Below are 23810 nucleotides of genomic sequence, written 5' to 3'. Positions count from 1 at the left end.
GGGATGGGATGGGGAGGCATAGTTGGTGGAGACGGGGTGTGATAGCGGCGGGCGTGTTGTTGAGGTTTCTCGACTACGCTTGAAATGACGTATAAACCCTTCCCAACGACACCCCACTAGAAAAGGGGCTACCAGGCCTGGTGGTAGAGGGCGACGAGTTCTTCCGGGGACTCGGGCTGGCGGCGGTTGTAGGGGGTGAAGAAGTCGTGGAAGGCGATGCCGGCGGCTTTGGGGAAGCCGTCGGGCGTGATGCCGGGGATGTCGCGGAGGCGGGAGGGGAGGCCGAGGGATGCGCGGAGGTCTTCGACGGCTTTGATGCATCGCTGGGTGGTGACGTAATCGTCATCGCCGGCGACGACACCGAGGGGCTGGGCGGCCATCGCAATATACTGGACGGCGTGCTGCATGTTGTATTTCATGCCCTGGGTGACCATGACGGTGTTGTTGAGGCCGTGGGGGGAGCCGAAGGTGGCCTGGAGGCCGTGGCAGAGGGCGTGGGCGATGCCGAGCCAGGTGCTTTCTATCATGAGGCCGGAGAGGTAGCCGCCGATGAGGGCCTGGCCTCGGGCGTGGATGTTGTCCTGGTCTTTGCTGTCTTCTAGGTTAGAGGCGACGAGGTGGAGGGCGTGGAGGTAGAAGGCGTCGGCGACGGGGTGCCGGGCGGTGGTGGAGAGGCCTTCGATGCAATGGTTGATGGCGTTGAAGCCGGAGGAGCAGAAAAGTTCCCAGGGGGTGTGGGCGGCGAGCTCGGGGTCGAGGATGGCGACAGCGGGTCTTGAACCTGGTTCAGGCACTCGACGCTCATGACCCGGAAGGGAGACATAGGCGGCGTTGGCCTCGGCGGCGGAGAGGGTGGTGGGGACGGTGATCATGGGGAGGTCGTGGCCGGGATGGGAGGAGAGGTATTTGGTGCGGCCGGCGCGGGCGGCGCCGATGGCGATGCCGCCGCCGACGCTGATAAGGAGGTCGGCGCGGGTGTCGGTGATGAGCTGGGCTAGGGCGTCGCGGGCGGAGGCGCGGTGGTCGAGGTTGTAGGTGACGCCGGTGAAGTCGCCGGCGTATTTGGAGCCGAGGGCGCGTTTGAGGGTGGTGAGGGCGGGGGTCTTGGAGGCGATGGAGTTGCCGCAGACGACGAGGGCGCGGGATTTACCGAGTCGCGCGACTTCGTCGCCGGCGTGGGCGAGGGCGCCGGGGGCGAATCGGATGCGGACGCCGGGGATGCTGACTAAGAAGGGGTCGGAGGGGAGGGGCGGCATGGGGCCTCCAGGGGAGGGATGAGGGGACGGTAGCATGGGGAGGGAGGGAGGTCAAGGATGGGGCCAATGACGGCAGGCGGTGTTAAGATGTCCTTTATGCGAATAGGAGTTGTAGCAGATACGCATGGGTATTTGAACCCTCGGGTTGTGGGGGTTCTGCGAGGGGTTTCGCATATTTTGGTGGCGGGGGATATTTGCAGCGCCGAGGTGATGAAGGGGTTGGAGGGGATAGCGCCGGTGACGGCGGTGCGGGGGAATAACGACAGGGTGGGGCCGACGTCGCGACTGGCGGAGGAGGTGGAGGTGGCGCTGGGCGGCAAACGCGTGCTGGTGCGGCACGAGGTGTCGCTATCGAAGAAGGGGGAGGAGGCGCCGGCGGAGTTTAGGGGTCGAGGGCTGGACGTGGTGGTGTTCGGGCACAGCCACTACGCGCTAGTGCAGTACCGGGATGGGATTTTGTTTTTTAACCCCGGGGCGGCGGGCAAGCGAAGGTTTAACACGGTGCCGTCGGTGGGGGTGCTGGAGGTTGTGGGCGGGGAGGTGAGGGCGGAGGTGGTGGTGTTGTAGGGGGATACGACTGATATTGAGGGCTTTGTACGTTTATCGGGAGTGATGGGGGAGAATCGCGAGGTGTGTCAGTGAGACGCCAAGGTAGGCGGCAGTCATAACAGATTCCTCGGCTGCGTCCCGAGGAGTACATCGGCACTCCGCTCGGAATGACATTTGCGCCTCTTTTCATGAGTCACAATCCTCGATCGGCATTGAAAAACGCACTGGATTGTGTTTGAGGGCTATTTAGAGCGGGAGCGAAACTTCAGCAAAAATACAGATTTACCGTCGCGCGACAAGATGATTTACTGGCACCAGCAGCCGCAGTGGATAAATTTGTTGGCAAAGACGGTGGCTTTTCGGCTTTTGTCAGGACTTGTGAGGACTTGCACGCATGGATAGTTAATGGCTAAGGTATGGCCTCGAAAGCACAGCTTCAGTGGTCGCAAAGATTAACAGAGAGTGTTATCCATGGCTTATCGCGCAGCGTCCAAGGTTTTCAAAGCCCATTTACTGCTTGTCATGATTGTTGCCGCAGTCGCGTTTATCCTGGCGTGCGGGGAGGATGAGACGCCGACGGGCACGTCGGCGCCCGGCGTGACAGCGACGGCGCAAGCCACGGCGACACGCACGCCTACCCAGGCGGCGAAGGTGGAACTAAACAGACTGGTGATAGCGGCTGCGCCGACGGGTTACGACACGAATTTAACCTGGATGCAAGGGCGCACCAGCCAAATCGATAAGATGCCGGCGCTGGAGTTTCTAGTCGGCAGCAACAGGAATACAGGGGAGTACATACCGGAGCTGGCGGAGAAGTGGGAGACGTCCCCGGACGGGAAGAGCTGGACGATAAACCTCCGGCAGGGGATAAAGTTCCACGAGCCGGCGTGGGGGACCTTTGGGGCCAAGGACGTGCGGAATGCTGTCTTCCTGCTGACGCAGCCGGAGTCGATACAGAGCAGCGCGGGGACGTGGCGGGGCTGGATGGGGATTGGGGCGCAGGAAACTATAGAGTCGGCGGGCAGCAAGGTGTCGCAGAAGATTGAGATTGTCAACGACAACCAGGTGGCGATACACCTGGGAGTGGTGGCGCCGGAATTCTTCGACACGATTTCGATAACGCAAGACCTGGTGATGGAGAGCAAGGCCAGGTGGGACTCGGGCGGGAAGGACCTGTATTCCAAGGCGGTGGTAGGGACGGAGCCGTTCCAGTTTGTGGAGCGGGTAGTGAACCAGCACGTCCTGTACAAAAGGGTGGATAACCACTGGCGGAAGACGCCGGAGTACAAAGAGCTGCAGTTCAGGTGGATGCCGGAGGACCTGACCAGGATGGCGGCCATACTGTCGGGGGAGGCGCAAATCGCGGGCGTGCCCAGGAGCTTGCAGAAGGACGTGCAGGACAAGGGGATGTCGGTGGTGAGGAGCAAACTGCCGTCGGTGCAGCTGTGGATAAACCTGGGAGGCCAGTACTACACCTCGCCGGAGCTGTTTGACGCCAACGCGCCCTTTGTGAAAAAAGAGGTGCGGCAGGCCATGAGCATGGCTATAAACAGGAAGGAGATCAGCGACAACCTTCTGCAGGGGAGGACGGACCCGCTGCGCGTGGTGGGCTACCACACGCAGCTTGACGGGGTGGTCTGGCCGGGAGTGTACAACTCGGAATGGGATGGAAAGTTTGAGGGGAGCTACGGCTATAATCCCACCAAGGCCAAGGAGCTGCTGACCCAGGCAGGCTATCCCAACGGGTTTGAGTTCACGCAGTACATCTACAGGAACGTGCAACTGCCGGAGCTTAAGGACATAAGCGAGTCGATTTCAAACCAGTGGAAGGCCATAGGGTTGAAGCCAACCATAAAAGAGGTGGAGTTCGCGGAAGTGCGGGACAAATACAGGAAGCGCGAGATGAAGGGGGCGGCGTGGGCGCAGTCGGGAGGGCGGATACTCGTCATCGACTACCTGAAGATTTACAACAAGACCGCGAACTCAGTGGCGCACGTGTATGAGGACGCCTATATCGACGAGCGGCTGACCAGGCTGGACTCGGTGATAGACAAGTCCGAGAGGTCCAAGCTGCTAAAGGAGATAGGCGAGCACAAGTTTGCGCAGTTCGCGGAGATACCTATGTACTGGCTATTCACGGAGGTGGCGGTGAATCCCAAGGTCATAGGAAACTATTCGTTCACCGGGACGGTAACGGGGATTTACTCGCACCTGGAGTTTATTGAGTTAGCGGCGAAGTAAGGGGAGCAAGAGTTGATGGTTTGGAGCGGGCTGCGCACGACGCGCAGCCCGCTCTGTATTACCGAAGTAGTAGAGACGGTTAAACAGCGCGAGGCCGCTCCATGACGCGTTCGACCTCATTCTGGCCCAGGCGCAAGCGCTCGATCCACTGGACGAAGGCTTCGAGCTCCTGGCGGATAAACTGGCGTGCGGCGGCGTCGGTGAGGTTGAGGTTGTCGTCAAACTTATCCTTGGCGTTGGCGACCAGAACCTCGGGCCGGTTGAGGGGGAACATGTTGAGAAACACGGCGGCGTGCCGAAGCTGAATCTGGGCGCGGACAGAGCCGCCCTGGCCCGTGGACGCGCCCATGATGGCCAGGGTTTTACCTTCCCAGGCAGAGTCGCCGTAGGGGCGGCTGGCCCAGTCAATGGCGTTTTTGAGGACGCCAGGGATGCCGTAGTTGTATTCAGGGGTGACGATGAGGATGCCATCGGCGGCGCGGATACGGTCTTTAAACTCGTTGACAACGTCGGGGAAGGAGTCGTTTTGCACGTCCTCGTTGTAGGGCGGGATGGAGCCAAGGTTATCGTAGATGTCTATGCCCATGCCGTTGGGGGCGAGGTGCTGGGCGGCTCGCAGGAGGGCCTTGTTGTAGGAGTTGCGCCGGAGGCTGCCGGAGATGCCGAGGACTTTTATGGTGTTGTTTTGCATTGTATTCCTGCCTTTCTGGATGTGGGCCGATGATGTTCAGTCGCCGCTGATGGGCGATGGAAGTGTGAGATGGAGGGTGCGATATGGCGAAATTAAGAGGCTTAGTTCCAGGGTATAACAGGGGCCTGTGGAATCATTGGTCAAATGGGGTAAAAAGGGGACTAGTCTTTTGGGGTGGGTGGGGGCTTCTGCAAAGCCCGCAAGGTGGCGAACTTAGGGGTTGGCTTTGGGGATAGACCCTTCGTGCTTCACCCGAAGGACGAAGGATGACAATATAGCCGCACCTAGACTGGATTCCAGCTTCCGCTGGAATGACGGTTAGACTTAGAGGCCCAGGTCAGGGTTTTGTGGCGGCGGCGGGTTTGATGAGGTCCGGGCGGAGGGACTGGATGAGGTGGGTTAGCTCACGGCGGGAGGCGTCGTCGATGGCGGGGGCGGGGTGCCGGGCGCGGGCGGAGGCCATGAGGCCTCGACCTTTAATGGCTTCCTTGCGGATGCTGAGGCCGATGCCGTCCTGGCCTTCGTAGAGGATGAGGGGCAGATATTTGTTGAAGAGTTCAGCAGCCTTTTTGTCATCGCCGGCGAAGGAGAGGCGGATGATTTCGACGAGGGCCTCGGGGTAGGCGAAGCCGGTCATGGCGCCGATGCCGCCTCGCCGGAGCTCGTCGAGCAAAAAGACACCACCGAGGCCGCCGAAGATGCCAAGGCGGTCGCCGGTGAGCTCCTTGATGCGGCTGATTTTGGGAGGTGTGGGAGGGTCTTCGAGCTTGAGATATTTGAAGCCTGGGATGGCTTTGGCGAGGTCGGCGATGAACTGGGGGGACATGTGGACTCCGGAGGTCTGGGGGAAGTCCTGGACGACGAGGGGGATGGTGATGGCGCCGGCGACGCGCTGGTAGAAGGCCTGGACGGCGGCGGGGTTGGGCTTGGCGAAGGGCGGCGGCGAGACCATGACAGCAGCGGCGCCGGCTTTTGCCGCTTCTTTGGCGCGCTGGACGCCGACGAGGGTGCCGGTGGCAGTAGTGCCGACGGTGACGAGGAGCCGTTTGCCCGCGGCGGCCATGACGGCGTCAAGGACCTGGTTTCGTTCATAGTCCGAGAGGCGGCGCCATTCGCCCATCTCGCCGAGGGCGACGACGCCGACGCAGCCGCTTTCGGCGGCCTTGTCCACGAGTTTTTTGACGGAGGGGAGGTCAAGGGACTCGTCGTCGTTGAAGGGGGTGGCGAGCATCCAGTGCATGCCGGCGAAGGTGTCTTTCATGGGTGGGGCTCCTTTATGGAGTTTTGGGATGGTGGGAGAACGAGAGGGAAGGCTGAGGAAGGTAGGTTTAGCCTGACGGACGGGGCGTGGAGCCAATGTTTCACCCTCTCTTCTTTTCTCCCCCATCAAGAGGGAGAAGTGGGAATGATAGCGAAATGTAGAGATTTGGACTCGTGTCACGAACAAGCAGCGGTAGGATGCGCTAAGCGGGCACAACTATAGATTGTTTATTTGCCGTCAGATGTAGGACTTTCTCCTCTGACACTTTTTTGCAAGTCTCTCATAAAACGTTTGGGGTGAAGGATTGGGTCAATAAGCCCTACAATAAATATTATTGGAATAAGCAAAATAGTGAACAATAAGGCTATAGCCATAATCGTTATAGGGATGATTCGAAATGGAATCCATATGGGCATTTAGGAACCTCCCAACGTTATAGTCCTTAGACCTCAAGCAAGCTTCTGGCCCTCAATCTAGCATTTTTTAATTCCATATTGTCCACACCTGAATTTTCTAGTAAGTAGGCCAAAGCTGTGTCCAGTTCCTCGGACAGTTGAGAGCCTACTCTATTGGCCTGTAAAACTTGGTTGCATACCTTATGAACAACAGACGCGGCTGAATCCCCTTCGTATTCTATAATTAGGGCCTCAGAGGCTTTAGATATGACATCTTTACACTGCTCACACCGAAAACATAGGCATGCTCTATCCTTGATATAGCGATATGTCAGGCCCCTTATTTCTGAGAAATTCTTGTCTTTCACTACTTACTCCTAGAATTATGAAAGTAGGTATGCTTCTCTCAATGATTCAATCAAAAACAAAAACCTTTGGAGTACAACCCGGCGATTATACCAAATCTCTCCCTGAGCCTTTACGGTGGGAAAGGCTAGTTGCTCAGGGGCGGACTATGAGGTGGGAGCTGGAGGCTTTGCCGTCCTGGGAGGCGAGGGTGACGACGGCGCGGGCGATTTCTTCGGGGTCCATGCCTTTGGAGTCGGGGGCGTCTTCGCCCTGGAGGGCGCCGGCGGCGGTGACCAGGGAGACTTTGATGCCGCTGCCCGATAACTCGCGGATGAGGGCGTTGTTGAAGCCGACGAGGGCGTTTTCGGAGGCGCAGAGGGCGGCGCGGCCAGGCTCGCCGTGGAGGGACTGGGAGGCGGCGTAGGAGATGATGTGGCCGCTACCCTTTTTCTTCATGGCCGGGAGGACGGCGCGGGAGCACATGAAGGCGGCGCGGGCCTTGCTGCCGACGACTTTGTCCCAGTCGGCGGGGGTCATGTCGGCGACGGGCTTGGAGAGGCGGACGCCAGAGGCGTTGACGAGGATGTCGACAGGCCCGAAGATGGCCTCGACGTTGGAGAGGACGTGGTTGACGTCGGACTCGTTGACGACGTTGCCTCGGACGGGGAGGGCGTCGCCGCCGAACTTTTCGACGGTGCGGAGGACTTTTTCCTGGACGGTGGCGAGGCCTTCGACGGCGACTTTAGCGCCGGCTCTGGCGAGGGCGATGGCGATTTGGGCGCCGGGGGTGTCGCTGGCGCCGGTGACGAGGACTATTTTGCCTGTGAGGGGCATGGGGTTTTTCTCCTTTGGGTGGTGTTAATAACGGGGTGTCGGCTTTATTCGGGGCGACCTCATCACCCTTAGTCCCTCTTCTCCTTTCTTAGAAGAGGGAAAGAATAAAAATACACCACAACCCCCTCTAACTCCCCCTTCGCCTTCCAGGCCGAAGGGGGAGGACCAGATGGGAAGGGGTTAGGGGAGGCGTGGTTGGTGTGATGTGGCGTAATGGTGGCGGACGGCATGTTGAGATTTCTCGACTTCGCTCGAAATGACGTGTAGGCATTACCAGCCGAGGGCGCAGCCGTCTTTGCGGGGGTCGGAGCCGGCGGTGAGGACGCCGGTGTTGGGGTCGCGGGCGATGATCTGGCCGCCGCCGTAGAAGACGTCGTCGGCGCCGCTGTAGTCGGTGATGCGGTGGCCCATGCGGCGGAGGGCGTCGATGACATCGGACGACACGTCCTGCTCCAGGGAGGTGGAGCCGTCGTTGTTGACGTTGAAGCGGCGGGAGTCCAGGGCGGATTGGGGGTCGAGGCCGAAGTCGACCATATTGACTATGACCTGGAGGTGGCCCTGGGCCTGCTGGAAGCCGCCCATGACGCCGAAGGATAGCCAGAGGTCGCCGCCGCGGGTGGCCATGCCGGGGATGATGGTGTGGAAGGGGCGTTTGCCGGGGGCCAGGGAATTGGGATGGGAGGCGTCGAGGGCGAAGGAGATGCCCCGATTCTGAAGGGCGATGCCGGTGGTGGGGGCGACGAGGCCGGTGCCGAAGCCCTGGTAGAGGCTGTTGATGAGGGAGCAGGCGTTGCCGTGGCCGTCGACGGCGGTGCAGTAGATGGTGTCGGAGTCGCGGATGTTGGGGTCGTAGGCGATGCGGTCGATGGCCTTGTGGGGGGAGATGAAGGCGCGTCGGGTGGTCGCGTACTCCCTGGAGAGGAGGGTCTTGAGGGGGACTTTGGTCTTGCGGGGGTCGGCGATGTAGCGGAGACCGTTGGAGTAGGCGACGCGCATGGACTCGATGAGGTGATGGTAGGTCGCGGCGGACTGGTGGCCCATGGACGCGATGTCGAAACCCTCAGCTATGTTGAGGGCCATGAGGGCGTTGAGGCCCTGGCCGTTGGGAGGGCACTCCCAGACGGTGACGCCTCGGTAGTCGGCGGTGATAGGCTGGTCCCAGTCTGGGCGGTTGTCGGCGAAATCTTTGGGGGTGAGCCAGCCGCCCTTTTCCTGGATGTAGGAAGAGATTTTCTGGGCGATGGGGCCTTTGTAGAAAGCGTCGCGGCCACCCTCGGCGATGAGGCGGAGGGATTTTGCCAGCTCGGGCAATTTCATGACCTGGCCGGTGCGGGGGGGCTGGCCCTTGTACATAAGCTCGGAGCCGGAGGCGTGGGCGGCCAGCTTGGGGAAGCCGTCGGCCCAGCCCTGGGCGATGATAGGGGAGACGGGGTAGCCCTTTTCGGCGTACTCGATAGCGGGAGCGAGGACATCGGCGAGGGGCATGGAGCCTTTCTGGGTGACGAGGGTGTGCCAGCCGTCGACGGCGCCGGGAACGGTGACGCCGTAGGGGGAGGTAGCGGGAATGGAGGTCCAGCCCTTCTTGCGGAGCTCGTCTATATTGGCGGCGGCGGGGGCGCGGCCGGAGGCGTTGAGGGCGGTGACCTTTTTGTCTTTGGCGCTCCAGAGGAGGGCGAAGAGGTCGCCGCCGATGCCGGTGGACATGGGCTCGACGACGTTGAGGGCGGCGGCGGCGGCCACGGCGGCGTCGACAGCGTTGCCGCCGTTCATGAGGATGCGGAGGCCGGCCATGGCGGCCAGGGGCTGGCTGGTGGAGACGATGCCGTTTCTGGCCAGGACGGGGGAACGGCGGGAGTTGAATTGCATGGCTGACCTCTGTGGTGGTTGGTGGGGCGATTATGCCACAGGGGTGGGAGCGGGGGAAAGGGAGGGAGGGAGGGGGTTGTGGTTTCCCTACCGCACCGTGAACGGTGCGGCATAGGCTTGTTGGTGGCCTTGTGGCGCAGAGTTAGGTAGCTGGGAAATGGAGAATTATTAAGCAACGGATGTTGAGATGCCAGGATTGGTGTGAGACGGATGTTACAATACGCACAGGGTCGAACAGACTGGGAAGGCTAGGCTTTCTTTCCGACTCTTTCTCGTAAGAAGCAAGGAGAGGAAAGGGAGGCTAGTGGTAAGTAGTCTCGCCTGACGGACGGAACGTTGAGCTAGGGTTTCACCCTCACCTTAATCCTCTCCCATCAAGGGAGAGGAAATAAAAGGAAATGGGAGGAATCCTCGGTTGCGTGTGGCATATCCAGGGTGATTTTGGAGGCCTTAAATCGTACCGCAGGTAAAAATTAGGGAGACGCTGAGAAAGAAACGGACGCTGTCTTTTGAGTTTTATCCGCCGAAGGCGGTGGAAGGCGTGCCGTCGGTATTCAAGGCTGTCGATGGGTTGAAGTCGTTTGGGCCGGACTTTGTATCTGTTACTTATGGGGCTGGAGGGACCACCCGCGCTCTCACAGAGGAGATAGTGGTGAAGGTGGCGCGGGAGATGAAGCTGGTGGCCATGGCGCACCTGACGTGCGTGGGGCAGACGCGGGAGGAGGTGCACAACGTCCTGGTGCGCTACGAGGAGGCGGGGATAAAGAACGTCATCGCGCTGCGGGGGGACCCGCCTCGCGGGCAGGCGACGTTTGTGCCAGTGGAGGGGGGTTACAGCCACGCTAGCGAGCTGATTGAGCATATCAAGAGCAACTTTCCGTTTGGCATCGCGGCGGCGTGCTATCCGGAGGCGCATTTGGAGTCGGAGAGTTGGGACAGGGACCTGGAGCATATCAAGCGAAAGGTGGACCTTGGCGCGGACTTTTTGATAACGCAGCTTTTCTATGACAACAGCTATTTTTACAACATGGTGGAGAGGTTTAGGAAGAAGGGGATAGGGGCGCCGGTGCTGGCGGGAGTGCTGCCGATTCTAAGCACGTCGCAGATACGGCGGTTCACGGCGCTGTGCGGGACGAGCATACCGGAGGGGTTGAACGCGCGGTTGGAGAAGTACGTCGACGACGATAACGCGGCGCGGGAGTTTGGGATTGAGTATGCGACGCGGCAGGTGGAGGACCTGGTGTCCCAGGGGGTGGAGGGGATACATTTTTACGCGCTGAATCGGAGCTATTCGATTACGAAGATACTGACGAACTTGGGGTGGCCGAAGGTGGGATAGGAGGGCAGTGACTAGAACGCCCACCCAGCCCTTCCCCGACCCCCTAACTCTCCCCTTCAAGGGGAGAGGACTAGATTGGATGGCACTCCATACCTTTATCCACCTTTATCCTTCCCTCCCGATCCTATCGGGGTCTCATTCCATATGGATTAAGGCGTTAGACCGCAGGAAGCAGGGAAGGGAGGAGTGGATTGGACTTGCGGCTACCAAAATAAAGTGTGGCAGCGGACACGGCGATTAGATTCTTCGACTGCGTCTCAGAATGACAATTTGTTTTCGTTTTTATATACCACGATCCTTTGATTGTGTTTGAGTAGGTATTTGGATTGGTTGCTCACATTAGTGTGTGGGTGCTACATTTGGTTTAGGACTTTTATGACACTGATTTTGCAGACCAACGACCAGCAATTGAAGGACATCGAGTCCTTCGCTATGGGGATAACGCGGAAGGCGGGGGCGATCCTTTTAGAGCATTTTCAGAAGCCGCTGGATATTCAGTACAAGTCCAAGGACGGCACCAACCCGGTCACCGACGCCGACAAGCACAGCGAGTCGTTCTTAAAAGAGGCGATCCTCAAGGCGTACCCGGACCACGCGATACTGGCGGAAGAAGGGTCGCAGGTGGAGGCGAAGCAGTCCGACTATGTGTGGGTCATCGACCCGCTGGACGGCACGGTGAATTTTCTGAACGGGCTGCCGATTTTCGCGGTGTCAGTGGGGGTGCTGTACCGGGGGCGGCCTGCGGTGGGGTGCATTTTCCTGCCGTCGGCCACCAGCGCGCAGGGGTGCGTGTACCACGCACGGACGGGCGGCGGCGCCTTCAGGGACGAGGAGCCGATTAGCGTGGTGACGTCGTCGAGCCCAGAGAAGGGTCGGATAACGGTGTTCCCTCGCGCCTTCGCGCAGCACTTCAGGATGAAGAAGGGGTACAAGGGGAAGGTGGGGGAACTGCGAAGCCCGGGAAGCGTGGCGTACGAGGTGGCGATGACGGCCAGCGGCGTGGTGCAGTACGCGGTATACAGCAGTCCGTGGGTGTGGGATGTGTCGGGCGGGATTGTGCTGGTGCGGGAGGCGGGAGGTGTGGTGCGGTTCAGGTCGGGGAGGGATGGGCGAGGGTGGAGGCCCTTCGAGGGGTTTGTTGATGGGGAGGGCAGGCCGCTGGGGCTGTCGGAGTTGAAGAAGTGGCGGACCAGCTGGTTTTTTGGGGGCGAAGGGATGGCGGAATTTGTGACCAGCCACATGTCGCCGAGGACGAGGGTGGAGCTGGCGGCGAGCCGGTGGATGAGGCGGATGTTTTCTTAGGGGGTCGCCGTGGGACGGGCGCCCTAATCAATCCAAGCGCGGCTGATTGACTCGATCCATGTCTTTAATCAGAATACCATCCCCTGGCCCCTTTCCCGACTGCATCGGGACTGAGTACAGCCTGCTGGAAGGGGAAGAGAAAAAAGACACCAGAACCCCCTCCTTCGACATACTCAGGACAGCGTCTAGCTCCCCCTTCGTCCCTCGAGGGATACTCGGGACAGGCTCTTCCAGGCCGAAGGGGGAGTACCAGAGGAGATAAGAGGCGGCCCCTCGGCGTCGAAAAGTGGCTTACGAGCGACAAGGGGGGGTTGACCTCACCGATGATAGCCCCTGGGCCCATGTGAAAAGGGTTGGGCGTACTCTTTACTGACTGACCTGCTGCTCCGCCAGGACTTTTTCTGTGACGCGTTTGAAGAAGTCGTAGGGGTGGGCGCCGGAGAAGACGTACTTGCCGATGAGGAAGCTGGGGATGGCGTGGACGCCGAGGTCCAGGGCTTCCTGGTGTTGGGCCTGGATGATGCCTCGGTAGTGGCCGGACTTAAGGCGTTGCTCTAGCTCAGGCCAGTCGAGGCCGCAGGATTCGGTGATTTCCTTAAGGATCTGGAAATCGGCGAGATTTTTGCCGTCGGTCCAGAGGGCCTTGTAGGCGGCGTGATGGAATTCGTTGAACTTGCCGTGTTCCTGGGCGTACTGGGTGGCTTCCTGGGAGTACATGGTGTAGGGGGTGAGGCTGGGCCGCCGCATGACGAGGCCAGCTTGCTGGGCGTAGGTGCGGAGGGGCTCGGCGAGCTGGCCGTCCTCCTCACCGGGTCGCGGGTCGCGGACGCGGCCTTCTTCGGGGATGTCGGGTCGGAGAAAGAAGGCGCGGCCGGTGATGGAGATGTTGTATTCTAGGGCTAGCTTGTCGAGCCGTTCCAGGCCGACGTAGCACCAGGGTCAGATGTAATCGTACCAGACGATGACGGGTATGGGGGTGGTGTTCATGGGCGTTATTTTAGCATGTGGCGTTAATTTAAGCGGGGCCACCATCCCCTGTGTCCCCTTCCTTTCAGGAAGGGCAAGGAAAATGATACACCACAACCCCCTCTAACTCCCCCTTCGCCTTCCAGGCCTAAGGGGGAGAACCACACCCTCGCCTGTTCACCCCGCCGAGCAGAGGTAAGAATATCACTCCCGGGAGATGAAGACGTCTTGACCAGCATCCTAGGCCGTTACTCGGTGCTCAGCCAAGTAATCGAGCTAGCTTAGGCGGCTAGACCTGCTGTTTGAGCCAGGGCATCATAGCGCGGAGTTCGGCGCCAACTTTTTCGATGGAGTGGTCGGCGTTTTCCTTGCGGAGGCGCTTGAAGCGAGGCATGCCCTCGTCGTTTTCGGTGATCCACTCTTTGGCGAAGCTGCCGTCCTGGATGGCCTTCAGGGTCTTCTTCATGTTCTCTTTGACGTGGGCGTCGACGACCTGGGGGCCGCGGGTGTAGTCGCCGTACTCAGCGGTGTCGCTGATAGAGTAGCGCATGTAGCCCATGCCGCCCTGGTACATAAGGTCGACGATAAGCTTCATCTCGTGGAGGACCTCGAAATACGCGGACTCGGGCTGGTAGCCGGCCTCGGTAAGGGTCTCGAAGCCGTACTTGATAAGCTGGGTGATGCCGCCGCAGAGGACGGCCTGCTCGCCGAAGAGGTCGGTCTCGGTCTCCTCTTTGAAGGTGGTCTCCAGGACGCCGGCGCGGGTGCCGCCCACTCCCTTGGCGTAGGCCAGGGCGACCTCTTTGGCCTTGCCGGAGACGTTCTGGTGGATAGCCAGGAGGCAGGGTACGCCGGAGCCTTTGGTGAAGACTTCACGCATTCGATGGCCGGGGGCCTTGGGCGCGACCATGGAGACGTCTATGTTAGCGGGGGGCACCAGGGCCTTGAAGTGGATGTTGAAGCCGTGGGCGAACATGAGGGTCTTGCCCTTGCGGAGGTGGGGCTGGATTTCCTCTTTGAAGACCTTGGACTGCTTGGTGTCCGGGATGAGCATGGTAATGAGGTCGGCGTTTTTGGCGGCGTTGGATACGGACATGACGTCGAGGCCGGCGGCCTTGGCCTTGTCGATGCTGGGGCTGCCGTCGTAGAGGCCGACGACGACGTTGACGCCGCTGTCTTTGAGGTTGAGGGCGTGGGCGTGGCCCTGGCTGCCGTAGCCGATGATGCCGACGGTCTTATCTTTTAGGTATGAGAGGTCGGCGTCGGTTTCGTAGTACATTTTTGCCATTGGGAGGCTCCTTCTCTTTTCTTGAACTTGGCTACTCAATCGCGAATCTTGTTTTTAGTCGGGATACCATCCCCTGGCCCCTTCCTGCTGGAAGGGGAAGAGAAAAATAGGATCACCTCATCATCCCCTAACCCCTTCTTCTCCTTTGCAATAGGAGAAGAAGGGGTACCTGAGGAGACATTTCACACCCCCCGTTTGAGAGGTGGGGTCTGCCCCGAGTGGTTCGAGTTCTAGATATGTTGGCGTATTGGGATGAGATTAATATGCCGAGGGACATTTTAGTACAAAACTTAGGCTTGAGGAATTGTGGTCTTGCCGTTGCGGCGGGAGTCCAGGGCGAGGCCGCGCTCCATGGCGACTCGGCCGGTGCGGATCATTTCGCGGACGCCGAAGGACTCCAGGAGGCTTTTGAGGGACTGGACCTTGTCCTCGTCACCGGTGACTTCGATGATGAGGGAGTCGGGGGCGACGTCGATGACGTTGGCGCGGAAGATTTCGGCGATCTGGGTGATTTCCGAGCGGGTGGCCGAGGTGGCGGTGACCCGGATGAGGGCCAGCTCGCGGGCGACCATAGTCCTATCGCCTATAGGCTCCACAGAGACCACGTCGATGAGCTTGCGGAGCTGCTTGATGACCTGGTCGATGGTAGCGTCGTCGCCGTCAACGACGAAGGTCATTCGGGATAGGCCCTTGGTCTCGGACTGGCCGACGGCGAGGCTGATGATGTTGAAGTTGCGCCGTCGGAACATGCTGGCGATGCGGGTGAGGACGCCGGGCCGGTCTCGGACGAGGGAAACGATGGTCTTATATTCAGCCGCCATGGGCCAGGTCCTCCACGGGTTCTTCCATCAACTGGGCGGTGCTCTGCCCGGCGGGTATGAAGGGGAAGACGTTCTCTTCCTGGGGGATCATGAAGTCGAGGAGCATGGGGCCGTTGTGAGCCATGGCCTCCCGGATGGCGGGGAGGACGTCCTCCTGTCGGGCGACGCGGCGTCCGGGCATGCCGAAGGCCTCGGCCAGCTTCACGAAGTCCGGGTTGCGGGTATAGTTGGTGGCGACGTAGCTCTTTTTGTAGAAGATGTCCTGCCACTGTCTCACCATGCCCAGGAAGCCGTTGTTGAAGATGGCGAACTTGACCGGGATATTGTTTTCCACGATGGTGGCCAGCTCCGACATGGTCATCTGGAAGCCGCCGTCGCCGCAGATGGACCAGACGGTGGCGTCGGGGCGGCCCACCTGGGCGCCCATGGCGGCGGGGACTTCGAAGCCCATGGCCCCGAGGCCGCCGGAGGTGATGAAGCTGTTGGGGTTGACGAAGGTGGAGTGCTGGGCGGCCCACATCTGGTGCTGGCCGACGCCGGTGACAATGACGTGCTGGCCTTTGGTCTCCTTAGACAGCGTTTGGAGAATGGCTTGTGGCCTCATGCCGTTGGCGGCGATGGAGCGAACAGGGGGATGCTCCTTCTTCAGCACATCGATGCGCTTGACCCAGTCGGGGTGAGTTTTGGGCTGGACGTGGGGCAGGAGCTTTTGCAGGACGGTCTTGAGGTCGCCGACCAGGGGGACGGTGGCGTGCTTATTCTTGTTGATTTCCGAGGGGTCGACTTCCACGTGGATGATTTTGGCGTTGGGGGCGAAGGTCTTGAGGTCGCCGGTGACGCGGTCGTCGAAGCGCATACCGAGGCCTAGAAGCAAGTCGGCCTCGTCGATAGCGAGGCTGGCGTAGGCCATGCCGTGCATACCGGGCATGCCGACGCAGAGGGGGTGATTGCTGGGGAAGGAGGAGATGCCCAGGAGGGTGGTGATAACGGGGATGCCGGTCTTTTCGGCCAGCTCGCGAAGCTCGTTGTAGGCGTGGGAGATAATGACGCCGTGGCCTGCCAGGATGAGGGGCCGCTTGGCGTCCTTGATAAGCGCCGCGGCCTGCTTCAAGGCTTCGGTCTTGATGGCGGGCTGGACGTTGTAGTGGGGCAGGTCGACGGTCTCGGGGTATTCGAACTCAGCCTGCTCGACGAAGACGTCCTTGGGGATGTCCACCAGGACAGGGCCGGGGCGGCCGGTGCGGGCGAGGTAGAAGGCCTCTTTGATGGTGTAGGCGATTTCGGAGGCGTTCATGACCAGGTAGTTGTGCTTGGTGATGGGGAGGGTGATGCCGGCGATGTCCGTCTCCTGGAAGGCGTCCTTGCCGATGGCGGCGCGGCCCACCTGGCCGGTGATGAAGACGGTGGGGATGGAGTCCATCTGGGCGCAGGCGATGCCGGTGACCAGGTTGGTGGCGCCGGGGCCGGAGGTGCCGAAGGCGACGCCGACCTTGCCGGTGACTCGTGCGTAGCCGTCGGCGGCGTGGGCGGCGCCCTGCTCGTGGCGGGTGAGGATGTGTCGGAGGTTGGGATATTCGGGGAGGGTCTGGTAGAGGGGGAGAATGGCGCCGCCTGGAATGCCGAAAATGACGTTGACGCCCTCGCGGGTGAGGGACTCGAAGACTATCTGCGCGCCTGTCATTTTCATAAGGGCCTCCCGGGCTGCTGCCTTTCTATTTTTAGACTTTCCGCCTATTAAACTTATACGACTGAGACAAGGGATTGGTTAACAAAATAATAAAGCCCGTCTCCTGGAAGGGACGGGCTTTATCCGTGGTACCACCCTTATTTCCCGGGCCTACAAGCGGCCAGGGCTTTAAGACTGCTTTAACGGGCGACCCGTCCGACCCTAGAGCCGATAAATCGGCTTTCAGGCCGGCCGCTCCGGGGTGACCTTCACGGTTTCTCTGTGCGCCGGGGTTTCCACTTTACCCCCGACTCCCTATGGCTGAGGAAACCGCTACATGCCCCTTCATCGCGTTCAAAATTCAACAAAGAGGGAGTATAGGGCAGAAAAGGGAAATCGTCAAGACGGGTTTCGTAAAGGAGAATCTGAAAAATTCAAAGGGGGAAGTGGGCGAGGTGACCTAGCCCCTACGTGAGTGTTCGCATCGTCTAGGTGGATGGCGTAGCCTTGGCCACAGTGGGAACAGATTCTTCGACTGCGTCCTTCCGAGTACAGAAGGACTACACTCATAATGACATTTCACGTTTCGTTTGACGAGATAATAGTTGTCTATCTAGTCAATGGAGAGGACGATTTTGCCGAAGTTGGCGTTGGTGGACATGTATTTTAGGGCGTCGGGGGCGTGGGAGAGGGGGAAGACGCGGTCGATGACGGGCTTGATGGCGCCGGAGGCCAGGTGGGGGAGGACGTGTTTGTCGAACTGGCGGGTTAGGGCGATTTTTTCTTCCAGGGGCCGGGCGCGGAGGACGGTGCCTTTGACCTGAAGTCGCTTGGGCATAAGCTGCCGCAGGTCGGCGTTGGGGAGGTCGCCGCCGCCGAGGGTGCCGACGATGACCATTCGGCCCTGGACGGCGAGGGAGGTTAGGTTTCGAGTCCAGTAGGGGGCGCCGATGACGTCGAGAATGACGTCGACACCTCGGCCCTGGGTGCGCTCTTTGATGACCTGGGCGAAATCGTGGGTGTTGTAGTTGATGCCGACGTCGAGGCCGAGGGCCTTGGCCTTGGCTAGCTTATCGTCGGAGCCGAGGGTAGCGAAGGTGAAGGCGCCGGCGCGTTTGGCGAGCTGGATGGCGGCGGTGCCGACGCCGCTGCCGCCAGCGTGGATAAGGGCGGACTCGCCCATTTTGAGGTTGCAGTGGTTAAAGAGTGCGTCGAAGGCGGTGAAGAAGACCTCGGGGACGGCGGCGGCCTGGCGGAAGTCGAGGTTGGGGGAGATGGGAAGGGCCATGCGGTGGTGAAGGGCGACGCGGGAGGCGTAGCCGCCGCCGCTGAGGAGGGCGAAAACGCGGTCGCCTTCCTTGAAGCCGAAGGCGCGAGGGCCGACTTTGAGGACGACGCCGGACATTTCGAGGCCGGGGATGTCGTTACGGACGCCGGCGGGGGCGGGATAGTTGCCCTGGACTTGCGAGAGGTCGGCGCGATTGAGGGCGGTGGCTTTGACGTCGACGAGGAGGTCTTCGGGGCCGAGGAGGGGGTCGGGCTCGTCCTGGAGTCGGAGGCCGTCGGGGCCGGTAGGTTTAACGATGACGGCGGCGCGCATGGGGGGATTTTGGGGGAAGGAGGCAGGGGTGTCAATTCCGAGGTGGGCATTGGGTCGGAAAACGTCCCGCTGAGGTATGAGGTTTTATTGAGCGAGTTCTTGGTGGCAGGGTTTCACCCTCTCTTCTGTTCTCCCCCATCAAGGGGGAGAAGGTTAAAAAGAGAAGCTCGATTATTCTGAACGAACCTAAGTCCCGCACAAACCGGAATCGCGGACTATTTCCACCAGTGGTGCACTGCGCTCGAAGGGATAAAACTGGTACTCTAGGGCGAGTTTGCCATGATTTTGGAATTCAGCGTCGCCGAGTTTATTCTTCTTCAGGCGCTGGTGCTGGCGGTCAGCACGGCGGTGGGGATTGTGGCGTTTGGGTTCGCGATGGCGATGACGCCGTTCTTTTTGATTTTCCTGGAGCCTCGGCTGGTGGTGGAGATGAACCTGATGTTGACGGGGCTGTTATTCCTGGTGATGTCGGCGAGGTCATGGGGGCACGTGGACAAGGGGATGCTGGGGGCGCTGGTGGTGGGAGGGGCCATAGGATTGCCCGCAGGTGTGGCGCTGGTGTCGAATGTGGAGGGTCGGGCGCTGAGTTTGGTACTGGCGAGTGTGGTCATCGTGACGGCGGTGATGGCGGTGACTCGGACGTTTCCGACGTTTCGTCGGGAGCGGGTGGCGGCGGTGCCGGTGGGGGCGGTGTTCAACTTTTTGAACGCCGGGCTGTCGCTGGGAGGGCCGGTGATGGCGCTTTTCGCGCTGAACCAGCGATGGGGCAGGGACAAGACTCGCGCGATGCTGGCGAGCTTTTTCCTGGTGACGGCGTCGACGACGCTGGCTGCGCACGCGGCCTTTGGGCTGCTGGGGGCGGAGGAGGTGAAGAGCGCGGCGGTGTTCATGCCGTCGCTGCTGGTGGGGACGTTTACGGCGCAGCGGTTTATCGGGCGGATTGATGAGGAGATGTTCCGCCGGCTGGTGATGGCGACGCTGCTGGCGACGAGCGCGGGGGTGCTAGGGAGGGAGGTCTGGGGGATGGTGTAGGGAGAAAGGGAAGGGCGCGGCGACCGCGCCCCTACAAAAGGATGTGGGCGTTGTAGGTAAGAAAAGAATGTGGTAACAGGCACGGCCATTAGGTCCTTCGCTGACGCTCAGGATGACAAAGGGGAGGGTCTGGGAGGTCAAATATTGCGTGATGGTGGCCGACGGGGCGTTGAGATTCCTCGATTCTTCGGCTAAAAGACTCGGAATGACGAGGCCGCCCTACTCTACTCACCGCTCTGGGGAGGCACTGGATTCCGGCAGAGGCCGGAATGACGAGAGGGAAGGTGTGGGCTAGAGGACGGCTTTGGCGAAGCGTTCCATCTGCTCCCCCATTTCCTTTTCGGACTTGAGGGGCTGGTTGCGGACCATGACGCGGTCGGCGCCGGCGGCGCGCCAGGCGTTGATGAGGTCGCGGTCAGGGGGCTGGCCGTAGATGGTGATGGTGAGGGAGCGGGGGTCTCGGCCAGCGGCTTCGGCGAGCTTATCGAGTTCGTAGCGCCTTTGCTTTAGCTGGTCGGGGGTGAGTTTGTCGGGGAGCCAGCCGTCGGCGTAGGCGACAGCGCGGTGGAGGACGTTAGGGGCCATGCCGCCCAGGAGGATGGGCGGGTGGGGCTTCTGGAAGGGTTTCGGATAGGACTTGACGGGCGGAAAGTTATAGTACTTGCCGTGGTGCTCGGCGGCGTCGCTGGTCCAGAGCTTCTTCATGACCGCGATGGCCTCGCGGACCTGGGACCATCGATGGTCGAAGTCGCCGCCCATGATTTCCGTCTCCTCGCGCAGCCATCCCGCGCCGACGCCGAAGATGAAGCGGCCTCGCGAGAAGTAGTCGAGGGTGGCGACTTCCTTGGCGAGGACGAGGGGGTTGCGTTCTGGGACGAGGCAGATGCTGGTGCCGAGTTTTATCCGTTTGGTGACAGCGGAGGCGCGGGCGAAGAGGATGAAGGGGTCGGCGTAGTGGGGCATGGTGGGCGGGACGGCGCCGTCGGCGGAGCCGTAGAAGCGGGTGGCGATGTGGACGGGCATGATGGGGTGTTCGGCGGCCCAGAGGGACTCGAGGCCGAGGCTTTCAGCCTTTTCGGCGATGAAGGCAGGGTCGACCCAGTAGGTGGGGACGGGAATGTTGATGCCGATGTGCAAGTGGGCCTCTTTCTGGTGCTAACCTGAGGAGAAGGGATGATTCGCAGCGTGGGAGGTGGCAGTGATAAAGGATTGTGCCTCTAGGGTTTACCCCTCACCTTCCCGATTAGCATCGGGATGTCACGATTATATGGGAATTAAGGTGTTCCATAGTCCTCTCCCACAAGGGGAGAGGAAATTTTTTTAAAGCCTTCGTATCGAAATGTGGCGATGTTTATGCGGAGCCAAGGAATAGTCATAACAGATTCCCTTCGACCAGGCTCAGGACAGGCTTCGACTACGTCCGGGTACGGACTTTGCTCAGAATGACAAAACGTGGCTCGGCGGCGATAAAGGAGACGTAGCATTGAGCGTAATGTTGAGATTCCTCCACTTCGGTCGGAATGACGGGACACCTAAAGGAGGGCTTTTGCGAATTTTTCTAGCTCCTGGCCGGCGGCTTTTTCGCTGGTGACGGAGGGGGCGCGAAGGGTGACGCGGGAGGCGCCGTTTTTGAGGTAGGACTTAACGAGGCTTGGGTCGAAGCCGGGGGCGTGGACGGTGATGGTGAGGGTGGAGGGGTCGCGGCCGGCGCCTTCAGCGAGGACGTCAAGCTCGTGGCGCTTTTGCTTGACTTCGTCGATGGTGAGGCGGTTGGGGAGCCAGCCGTCGGCGTAGGCGACGACGCGCTTGAGGACGTTAGGGGCCATGCCGCCCAGGAGGATGGGTGGGTGAGGCTGCTGTTTTGGCTTGGGGTAGGACTTGATGGGCGGGAAGTCGTAGTACTTGCCGTGGTGCTCGACGGCGTCGTTGGTCCAGAGCTTTTTGAGGACATCGACGGCTTCTTTGGCCTGGGTCCATCGATGGTCGAAGTCGCCGCCCATGATTTCGGTCTCTTCTTTGTGCCAGCCGGTGCCGATGCCGAGGATGAGCCGGCCGCCGGAGAAGTGGTCCAGGGTAGCGGACTCTTTGGCGAGGATGAGGGGGTTTCGCTCGGTGATGAGGGTTATGGCGGTGCCGAGTTTGATTCGTTTGGTGGCGCCTGAGGCGCGGGCGAGGGCCATGAAGGGGTCGACGAAGTGGGCGTAGGTCCAGGGGATGACGCCGTCGGGGGAGCCGGGGAAGCGGCTGGTGGAGTGGACGGGGAGGATGGGGTGCTCGCCGCACCAGATGGAGTCGAAGCCGAGGTTTTCGGCTTTTTCCGCCAGGAAGGCGGGGTCAAGGTGGTAAGCCGGGAGGGGGATTATTATTCCGATGGACATGGGGAGGTCTCCTTTGGGGAGTTGATTGGTGGAGGAAGTGACGGAGTGTAGCCTTGTTGCTCGTGATGTAGCGCTAGTGTTTCACCCTCACCTTAATCCTCTCCCATCAAGGGAGAGGAAAGTATTGGGGAAGAGCCGTACATAAGACTGGTGGTGGACATAGATCCTTCGCACAGCTCAGTATGACTGGGGTCGGTTGTGGTGTTGTGACTCATTCTAATCCAGCGTGAGTGTTCAAGACTTCTTGGGATTCAGGGACTGGTGAGATGCGGGGGATTTGGAGATGCGCTTCCAGTCATAGAGCATGGGGATGTAGTCGATTTCGGACCAGAAGGGGGCCTGGTCGGCGAAGTGGGGGGAGCCGGGGTGGCCGGAGGCGCCCAGGGGGACAATCCATTTGCTGTTGTTCCAGTCGGACAGGTCGTAGGCGTAGCGGTGGACGGCGGTGGAGGAGATGGTGTAGGGCTGGCCGGTGGACCAGGTGGTGTTCTGGGGCACGTCGCCGTCGCCGCTCATGCGCATTTGAGGAGGATTCAGGAGGGCCGCCAGGTCAGGGTGGGCGGCGGTGAGGGGGTGCTTGGGGACGGTGTGGTGGACTTTGCCCCAGGTCCACTTTTTCATGTCGGGGCCGAGTTGGGACTTGAGGTCCTGGAGGGCTTCGGCAAGGGCTTGCGACATGAGGCCGGGCCAGGTGGCCTGAGGGGGGAGCATGGACGTGTCGCGGGAGTCCAGGAGCTTGATGAAGTGGGCGCGGAGGCGACCGACGTGGACAGGGCCGCCTCGGCCGCTTTCGGCCAGGGCATCGTCGAGCATGGGGCCCAGGAGGTGGAGGAGGATGGCCTTGTCCAGGCGGAGTCGGTAGGCGGAGTAGATTAGGGGGGCCGGGGCGTCGCGCTCCATGGAGGCGTTCCAGGCCAGGAGGATGTCCAGGGCTTGTTTCGACAGGGCGTCCTTGGGCTTGACCTTTTTGAGGGCCTTCAGGTGGGCCTGGGCGGGGATGGAGGTGCGCTCGGCGTGGATGGCGGCGACCTGGTCGAGGGTAGCCTTTTTGAGGGCGGTGAGGCGGATGGTGATGCGGCGGGCGCGGAAGTCCGGGGAGTGGTCAAGGGCGATGTAGTAGGGGTAGTCGTCGCTGACGATTTTCTGGTTGGCGGTGACGATGTAGCCCTCTTTAGGATTGTGAGAACGAGGCATCTCCTCGAAGGGGATGTAGCCCTTCCACTCGTGCTCGCCGGTCCAGCCCGGGACGGGGAGCCAGGCGTTGGCGAGGTTGCGGACGGGGACTTTGCCGCGGGTGAGGTAGGCGATGTTGCCGTGGACATCAGCCATGAGGAAGTTGTTGCCGGGGTCGACCCAGTGACGCATAGCCTGGTCCAGCTCGTGGGTGGAGCGGGCCTTGAGCATCGATAGCAGGGCCTCGGCCTGGCGGTTAGGGCCGGCGGTCTGGGTGTAGCGGAAGGCGATGGCGACGCCTTTGGCCGGGTCGCCGGCGATAATGGGGCCGTGGTGGGTGACGGTAACATCGATTGGTACGGGTTTGCCGCCTTTGACCTTGACGACCTCGTGAAAGACCTGGGCGCGTTGCAGCTGGCCCTTGAACTCGTAGTAGGAGGGGTTGGCTTTGTCGAAGCGTTCGATGAATAAGTCCTGGTAGTCGGCGCCGGCGTGGGTGACGCCCCAGCAGACGTAGGCGTTGTGGCCGAAGTGCTGGAGGCCCGGGACGCCGGGGAAGGAGCAGCCGACGGCGTCAAAGTCGGGGCAGGCAAGGTGGTTCTGGTAGTAGACGTTGGGGGTATCGAGGCCGCGATGGGGGTCGCCGGCCAGGAGGGGCTTGCCGGTAGCGGTGCGGTCGCCGGAGACGGCCCAGTTGTTGCTGCCCATGTCGACCTCTTTGAGGGGATCGGCGGCAGCGGCGGCGCGCTCGAAGTCCTTGATGGCGTTTAGGAGGGGGCCTTTGTACTCGGAGCCGGGGGGGAG

Annotated in this window: 19 protein-coding genes; 5 read left to right on the top strand and 14 right to left on the bottom strand. The window is 60.8% G+C overall.

Features of this window, described 5'->3' with window-relative positions; all coding sequences use genetic code 11:
- Nucleotides 1-128: 128 nt before the first annotated feature.
- Nucleotides 129-1292, bottom strand: coding sequence for an iron-containing alcohol dehydrogenase (locus FJ320_07820; protein ID MBM3925878.1), 1164 nt, complete (start codon nt 1290-1292; stop codon nt 129-131).
- 60 nt (nt 1293-1352) lie between these two features.
- Between FJ320_07820 and FJ320_07815 the strand changes: the two genes are divergently transcribed.
- Together FJ320_07815 and FJ320_07810 are read left to right on the top strand one after the other, a co-directional pair.
- Entirely contained in the window at nt 1353-1823 is a 471-nt protein-coding gene (locus FJ320_07815) for a metallophosphoesterase family protein (GenBank protein MBM3925877.1), read from the top strand.
- Between the two features lie 453 nt (nt 1824-2276).
- On the top strand, nt 2277-4046 hold the full coding sequence (locus FJ320_07810; protein ID MBM3925876.1) for an ABC transporter substrate-binding protein: 1770 nt from the start codon (nt 2277-2279) through the stop codon (nt 4044-4046).
- A 79-nt stretch (nt 4047-4125) separates the two neighbouring features.
- On the opposite strand, the gene FJ320_07805 is transcribed toward FJ320_07810, so the two are convergent.
- From FJ320_07805 to ggt, 5 genes are all read right to left on the bottom strand, one after another.
- Nucleotides 4126-4737: an NAD(P)H-dependent oxidoreductase gene (locus FJ320_07805; GenBank protein MBM3925875.1), complete on the bottom strand. Its 612-nt coding sequence runs from the start codon at nt 4735-4737 to the stop codon at nt 4126-4128.
- 337 nt (nt 4738-5074) lie between these two features.
- Nucleotides 5075-6124, bottom strand: a complete 1050-nt coding sequence (locus tag FJ320_07800; protein ID MBM3925874.1) for a dihydrodipicolinate synthase family protein — start codon at nt 6122-6124, stop codon at nt 5075-5077.
- A gap of 316 nt (nt 6125-6440) precedes the next feature.
- On the bottom strand, nt 6441-6761 hold the full coding sequence (locus tag FJ320_07795; GenBank protein ID MBM3925873.1) for a hypothetical protein: 321 nt from the start codon (nt 6759-6761) through the stop codon (nt 6441-6443).
- A 133-nt stretch (nt 6762-6894) separates the two neighbouring features.
- Entirely contained in the window at nt 6895-7575 is a 681-nt protein-coding gene (locus FJ320_07790; GenBank protein MBM3925872.1) for an SDR family NAD(P)-dependent oxidoreductase, read from the bottom strand.
- A 270-nt stretch (nt 7576-7845) separates the two neighbouring features.
- Entirely contained in the window at nt 7846-9441 is a 1596-nt protein-coding gene (gene ggt / locus FJ320_07785) for a gamma-glutamyltransferase (protein MBM3925871.1), read from the bottom strand.
- A gap of 454 nt (nt 9442-9895) precedes the next feature.
- Between ggt and metF the strand changes: the two genes are divergently transcribed.
- Both metF and FJ320_07775 read left to right on the top strand, forming a co-directional pair.
- Nucleotides 9896-10780, top strand: coding sequence for a methylenetetrahydrofolate reductase [NAD(P)H] (gene metF, locus FJ320_07780; GenBank protein ID MBM3925870.1), 885 nt, complete (start codon nt 9896-9898; stop codon nt 10778-10780).
- A 375-nt stretch (nt 10781-11155) separates the two neighbouring features.
- Nucleotides 11156-12082 (top strand): inositol monophosphatase, encoded by a 927-nt coding sequence (locus FJ320_07775; protein ID MBM3925869.1) that lies wholly within the window; start codon nt 11156-11158, stop codon nt 12080-12082.
- Nucleotides 12083-12448: 366 nt separating this feature from the next.
- Here FJ320_07775 and FJ320_07770 read toward each other — a convergent pair whose 3' ends face one another.
- The 5 genes from FJ320_07770 to FJ320_07750 all read right to left on the bottom strand — a co-directional run bounded on the left by FJ320_07770 (nt 12449) and on the right by FJ320_07750 (nt 18423).
- Complete coding sequence (locus FJ320_07770) at nt 12449-13003, bottom strand: hypothetical protein (GenBank protein ID MBM3925868.1); 555 nt, start codon at nt 13001-13003, stop codon at nt 12449-12451.
- 334 nt (nt 13004-13337) lie between these two features.
- The gene (gene ilvC, locus FJ320_07765; GenBank protein MBM3925867.1) at nt 13338-14336 is read right to left on the bottom strand and encodes a ketol-acid reductoisomerase; all 999 of its coding nucleotides are present in this window, start codon (nt 14334-14336) and stop codon (nt 13338-13340) included.
- A 290-nt stretch (nt 14337-14626) separates the two neighbouring features.
- Nucleotides 14627-15157: an acetolactate synthase small subunit gene (gene ilvN / locus FJ320_07760; GenBank protein MBM3925866.1), complete on the bottom strand. Its 531-nt coding sequence runs from the start codon at nt 15155-15157 to the stop codon at nt 14627-14629.
- The gene (gene ilvB / locus FJ320_07755) at nt 15147-16844 is read right to left on the bottom strand and encodes a biosynthetic-type acetolactate synthase large subunit (protein ID MBM3925865.1); all 1698 of its coding nucleotides are present in this window, start codon (nt 16842-16844) and stop codon (nt 15147-15149) included. Before ilvB ends, ilvN begins: the two co-directional genes overlap by 11 nt.
- Before the next feature lie 592 nt (nt 16845-17436).
- Entirely contained in the window at nt 17437-18423 is a 987-nt protein-coding gene (locus tag FJ320_07750) for an NAD(P)H-quinone oxidoreductase (GenBank protein ID MBM3925864.1), read from the bottom strand.
- A 279-nt stretch (nt 18424-18702) separates the two neighbouring features.
- Between FJ320_07750 and FJ320_07745 the strand changes: the two genes are divergently transcribed.
- Nucleotides 18703-19455, top strand: a complete 753-nt coding sequence (locus FJ320_07745; GenBank protein MBM3925863.1) for a sulfite exporter TauE/SafE family protein — start codon at nt 18703-18705, stop codon at nt 19453-19455.
- Nucleotides 19456-19746: 291 nt separating this feature from the next.
- Here FJ320_07745 and FJ320_07740 read toward each other — a convergent pair whose 3' ends face one another.
- The 3 genes from FJ320_07740 to FJ320_07730 all read right to left on the bottom strand — a co-directional run.
- Nucleotides 19747-20592 carry an LLM class F420-dependent oxidoreductase gene (locus tag FJ320_07740; GenBank protein ID MBM3925862.1) on the bottom strand — a complete coding sequence of 282 codons (846 nt, stop codon included), beginning with the start codon at nt 20590-20592 and terminating at the stop codon, nt 19747-19749.
- Between the two features lie 395 nt (nt 20593-20987).
- Nucleotides 20988-21833 carry a TIGR03619 family F420-dependent LLM class oxidoreductase gene (locus FJ320_07735; GenBank protein MBM3925861.1) on the bottom strand — a complete coding sequence of 282 codons (846 nt, stop codon included), beginning with the start codon at nt 21831-21833 and terminating at the stop codon, nt 20988-20990.
- A 234-nt stretch (nt 21834-22067) separates the two neighbouring features.
- On the bottom strand, nt 22068-23810 hold a 1743-nt coding region (locus FJ320_07730; protein ID MBM3925860.1), incomplete at its 5' end, for a penicillin acylase family protein.

This window comes from SAR202 cluster bacterium (genome assembly GCA_016872285.1).
GTDB lineage: Bacteria > Chloroflexota > Dehalococcoidia > Lucifugimonadales.
Note: the sequence above shows the minus strand (reverse complement) of the source record. Positions and strands in the feature narration are given on the sequence as shown.

Excerpts from the sequence above, each read along its gene's own strand:
- FJ320_07820 (MBM3925878.1), bottom strand. The coding sequence starts at position 1,292 with ATGCTACCGTCCCCTCATCCCTCCCCTGGAGGCCCCATGCCGCCCCTC.
- FJ320_07815 (MBM3925877.1), top strand. The coding sequence starts at position 1,353 with ATGCGAATAGGAGTTGTAGCAGATACGCATGGGTATTTGAACCCTCGG.
- FJ320_07810 (MBM3925876.1), top strand. The coding sequence starts at position 2,277 with ATGGCTTATCGCGCAGCGTCCAAGGTTTTCAAAGCCCATTTACTGCTT.
- FJ320_07805 (MBM3925875.1), bottom strand. The coding sequence starts at position 4,737 with ATGCAAAACAACACCATAAAAGTCCTCGGCATCTCCGGCAGCCTCCGG.
- FJ320_07800 (MBM3925874.1), bottom strand. The coding sequence starts at position 6,124 with ATGGGGGAGAAAAGAAGAGAGGGTGAAACATTGGCTCCACGCCCCGTC.
- FJ320_07790 (MBM3925872.1), bottom strand. The coding sequence starts at position 7,575 with ATGCCCCTCACAGGCAAAATAGTCCTCGTCACCGGCGCCAGCGACACC.
- ggt (MBM3925871.1), bottom strand. The coding sequence starts at position 9,441 with ATGCAATTCAACTCCCGCCGTTCCCCCGTCCTGGCCAGAAACGGCATC.
- FJ320_07775 (MBM3925869.1), top strand. The coding sequence starts at position 11,156 with ATGACACTGATTTTGCAGACCAACGACCAGCAATTGAAGGACATCGAG.
- ilvC (MBM3925867.1), bottom strand. The coding sequence starts at position 14,336 with ATGGCAAAAATGTACTACGAAACCGACGCCGACCTCTCATACCTAAAA.
- ilvN (MBM3925866.1), bottom strand. The coding sequence starts at position 15,157 with ATGGCGGCTGAATATAAGACCATCGTTTCCCTCGTCCGAGACCGGCCC.
- ilvB (MBM3925865.1), bottom strand. The coding sequence starts at position 16,844 with ATGAAAATGACAGGCGCGCAGATAGTCTTCGAGTCCCTCACCCGCGAG.
- FJ320_07750 (MBM3925864.1), bottom strand. The coding sequence starts at position 18,423 with ATGCGCGCCGCCGTCATCGTTAAACCTACCGGCCCCGACGGCCTCCGA.
- FJ320_07745 (MBM3925863.1), top strand. The coding sequence starts at position 18,703 with ATGATTTTGGAATTCAGCGTCGCCGAGTTTATTCTTCTTCAGGCGCTG.
- FJ320_07735 (MBM3925861.1), bottom strand. The coding sequence starts at position 21,833 with ATGTCCATCGGAATAATAATCCCCCTCCCGGCTTACCACCTTGACCCC.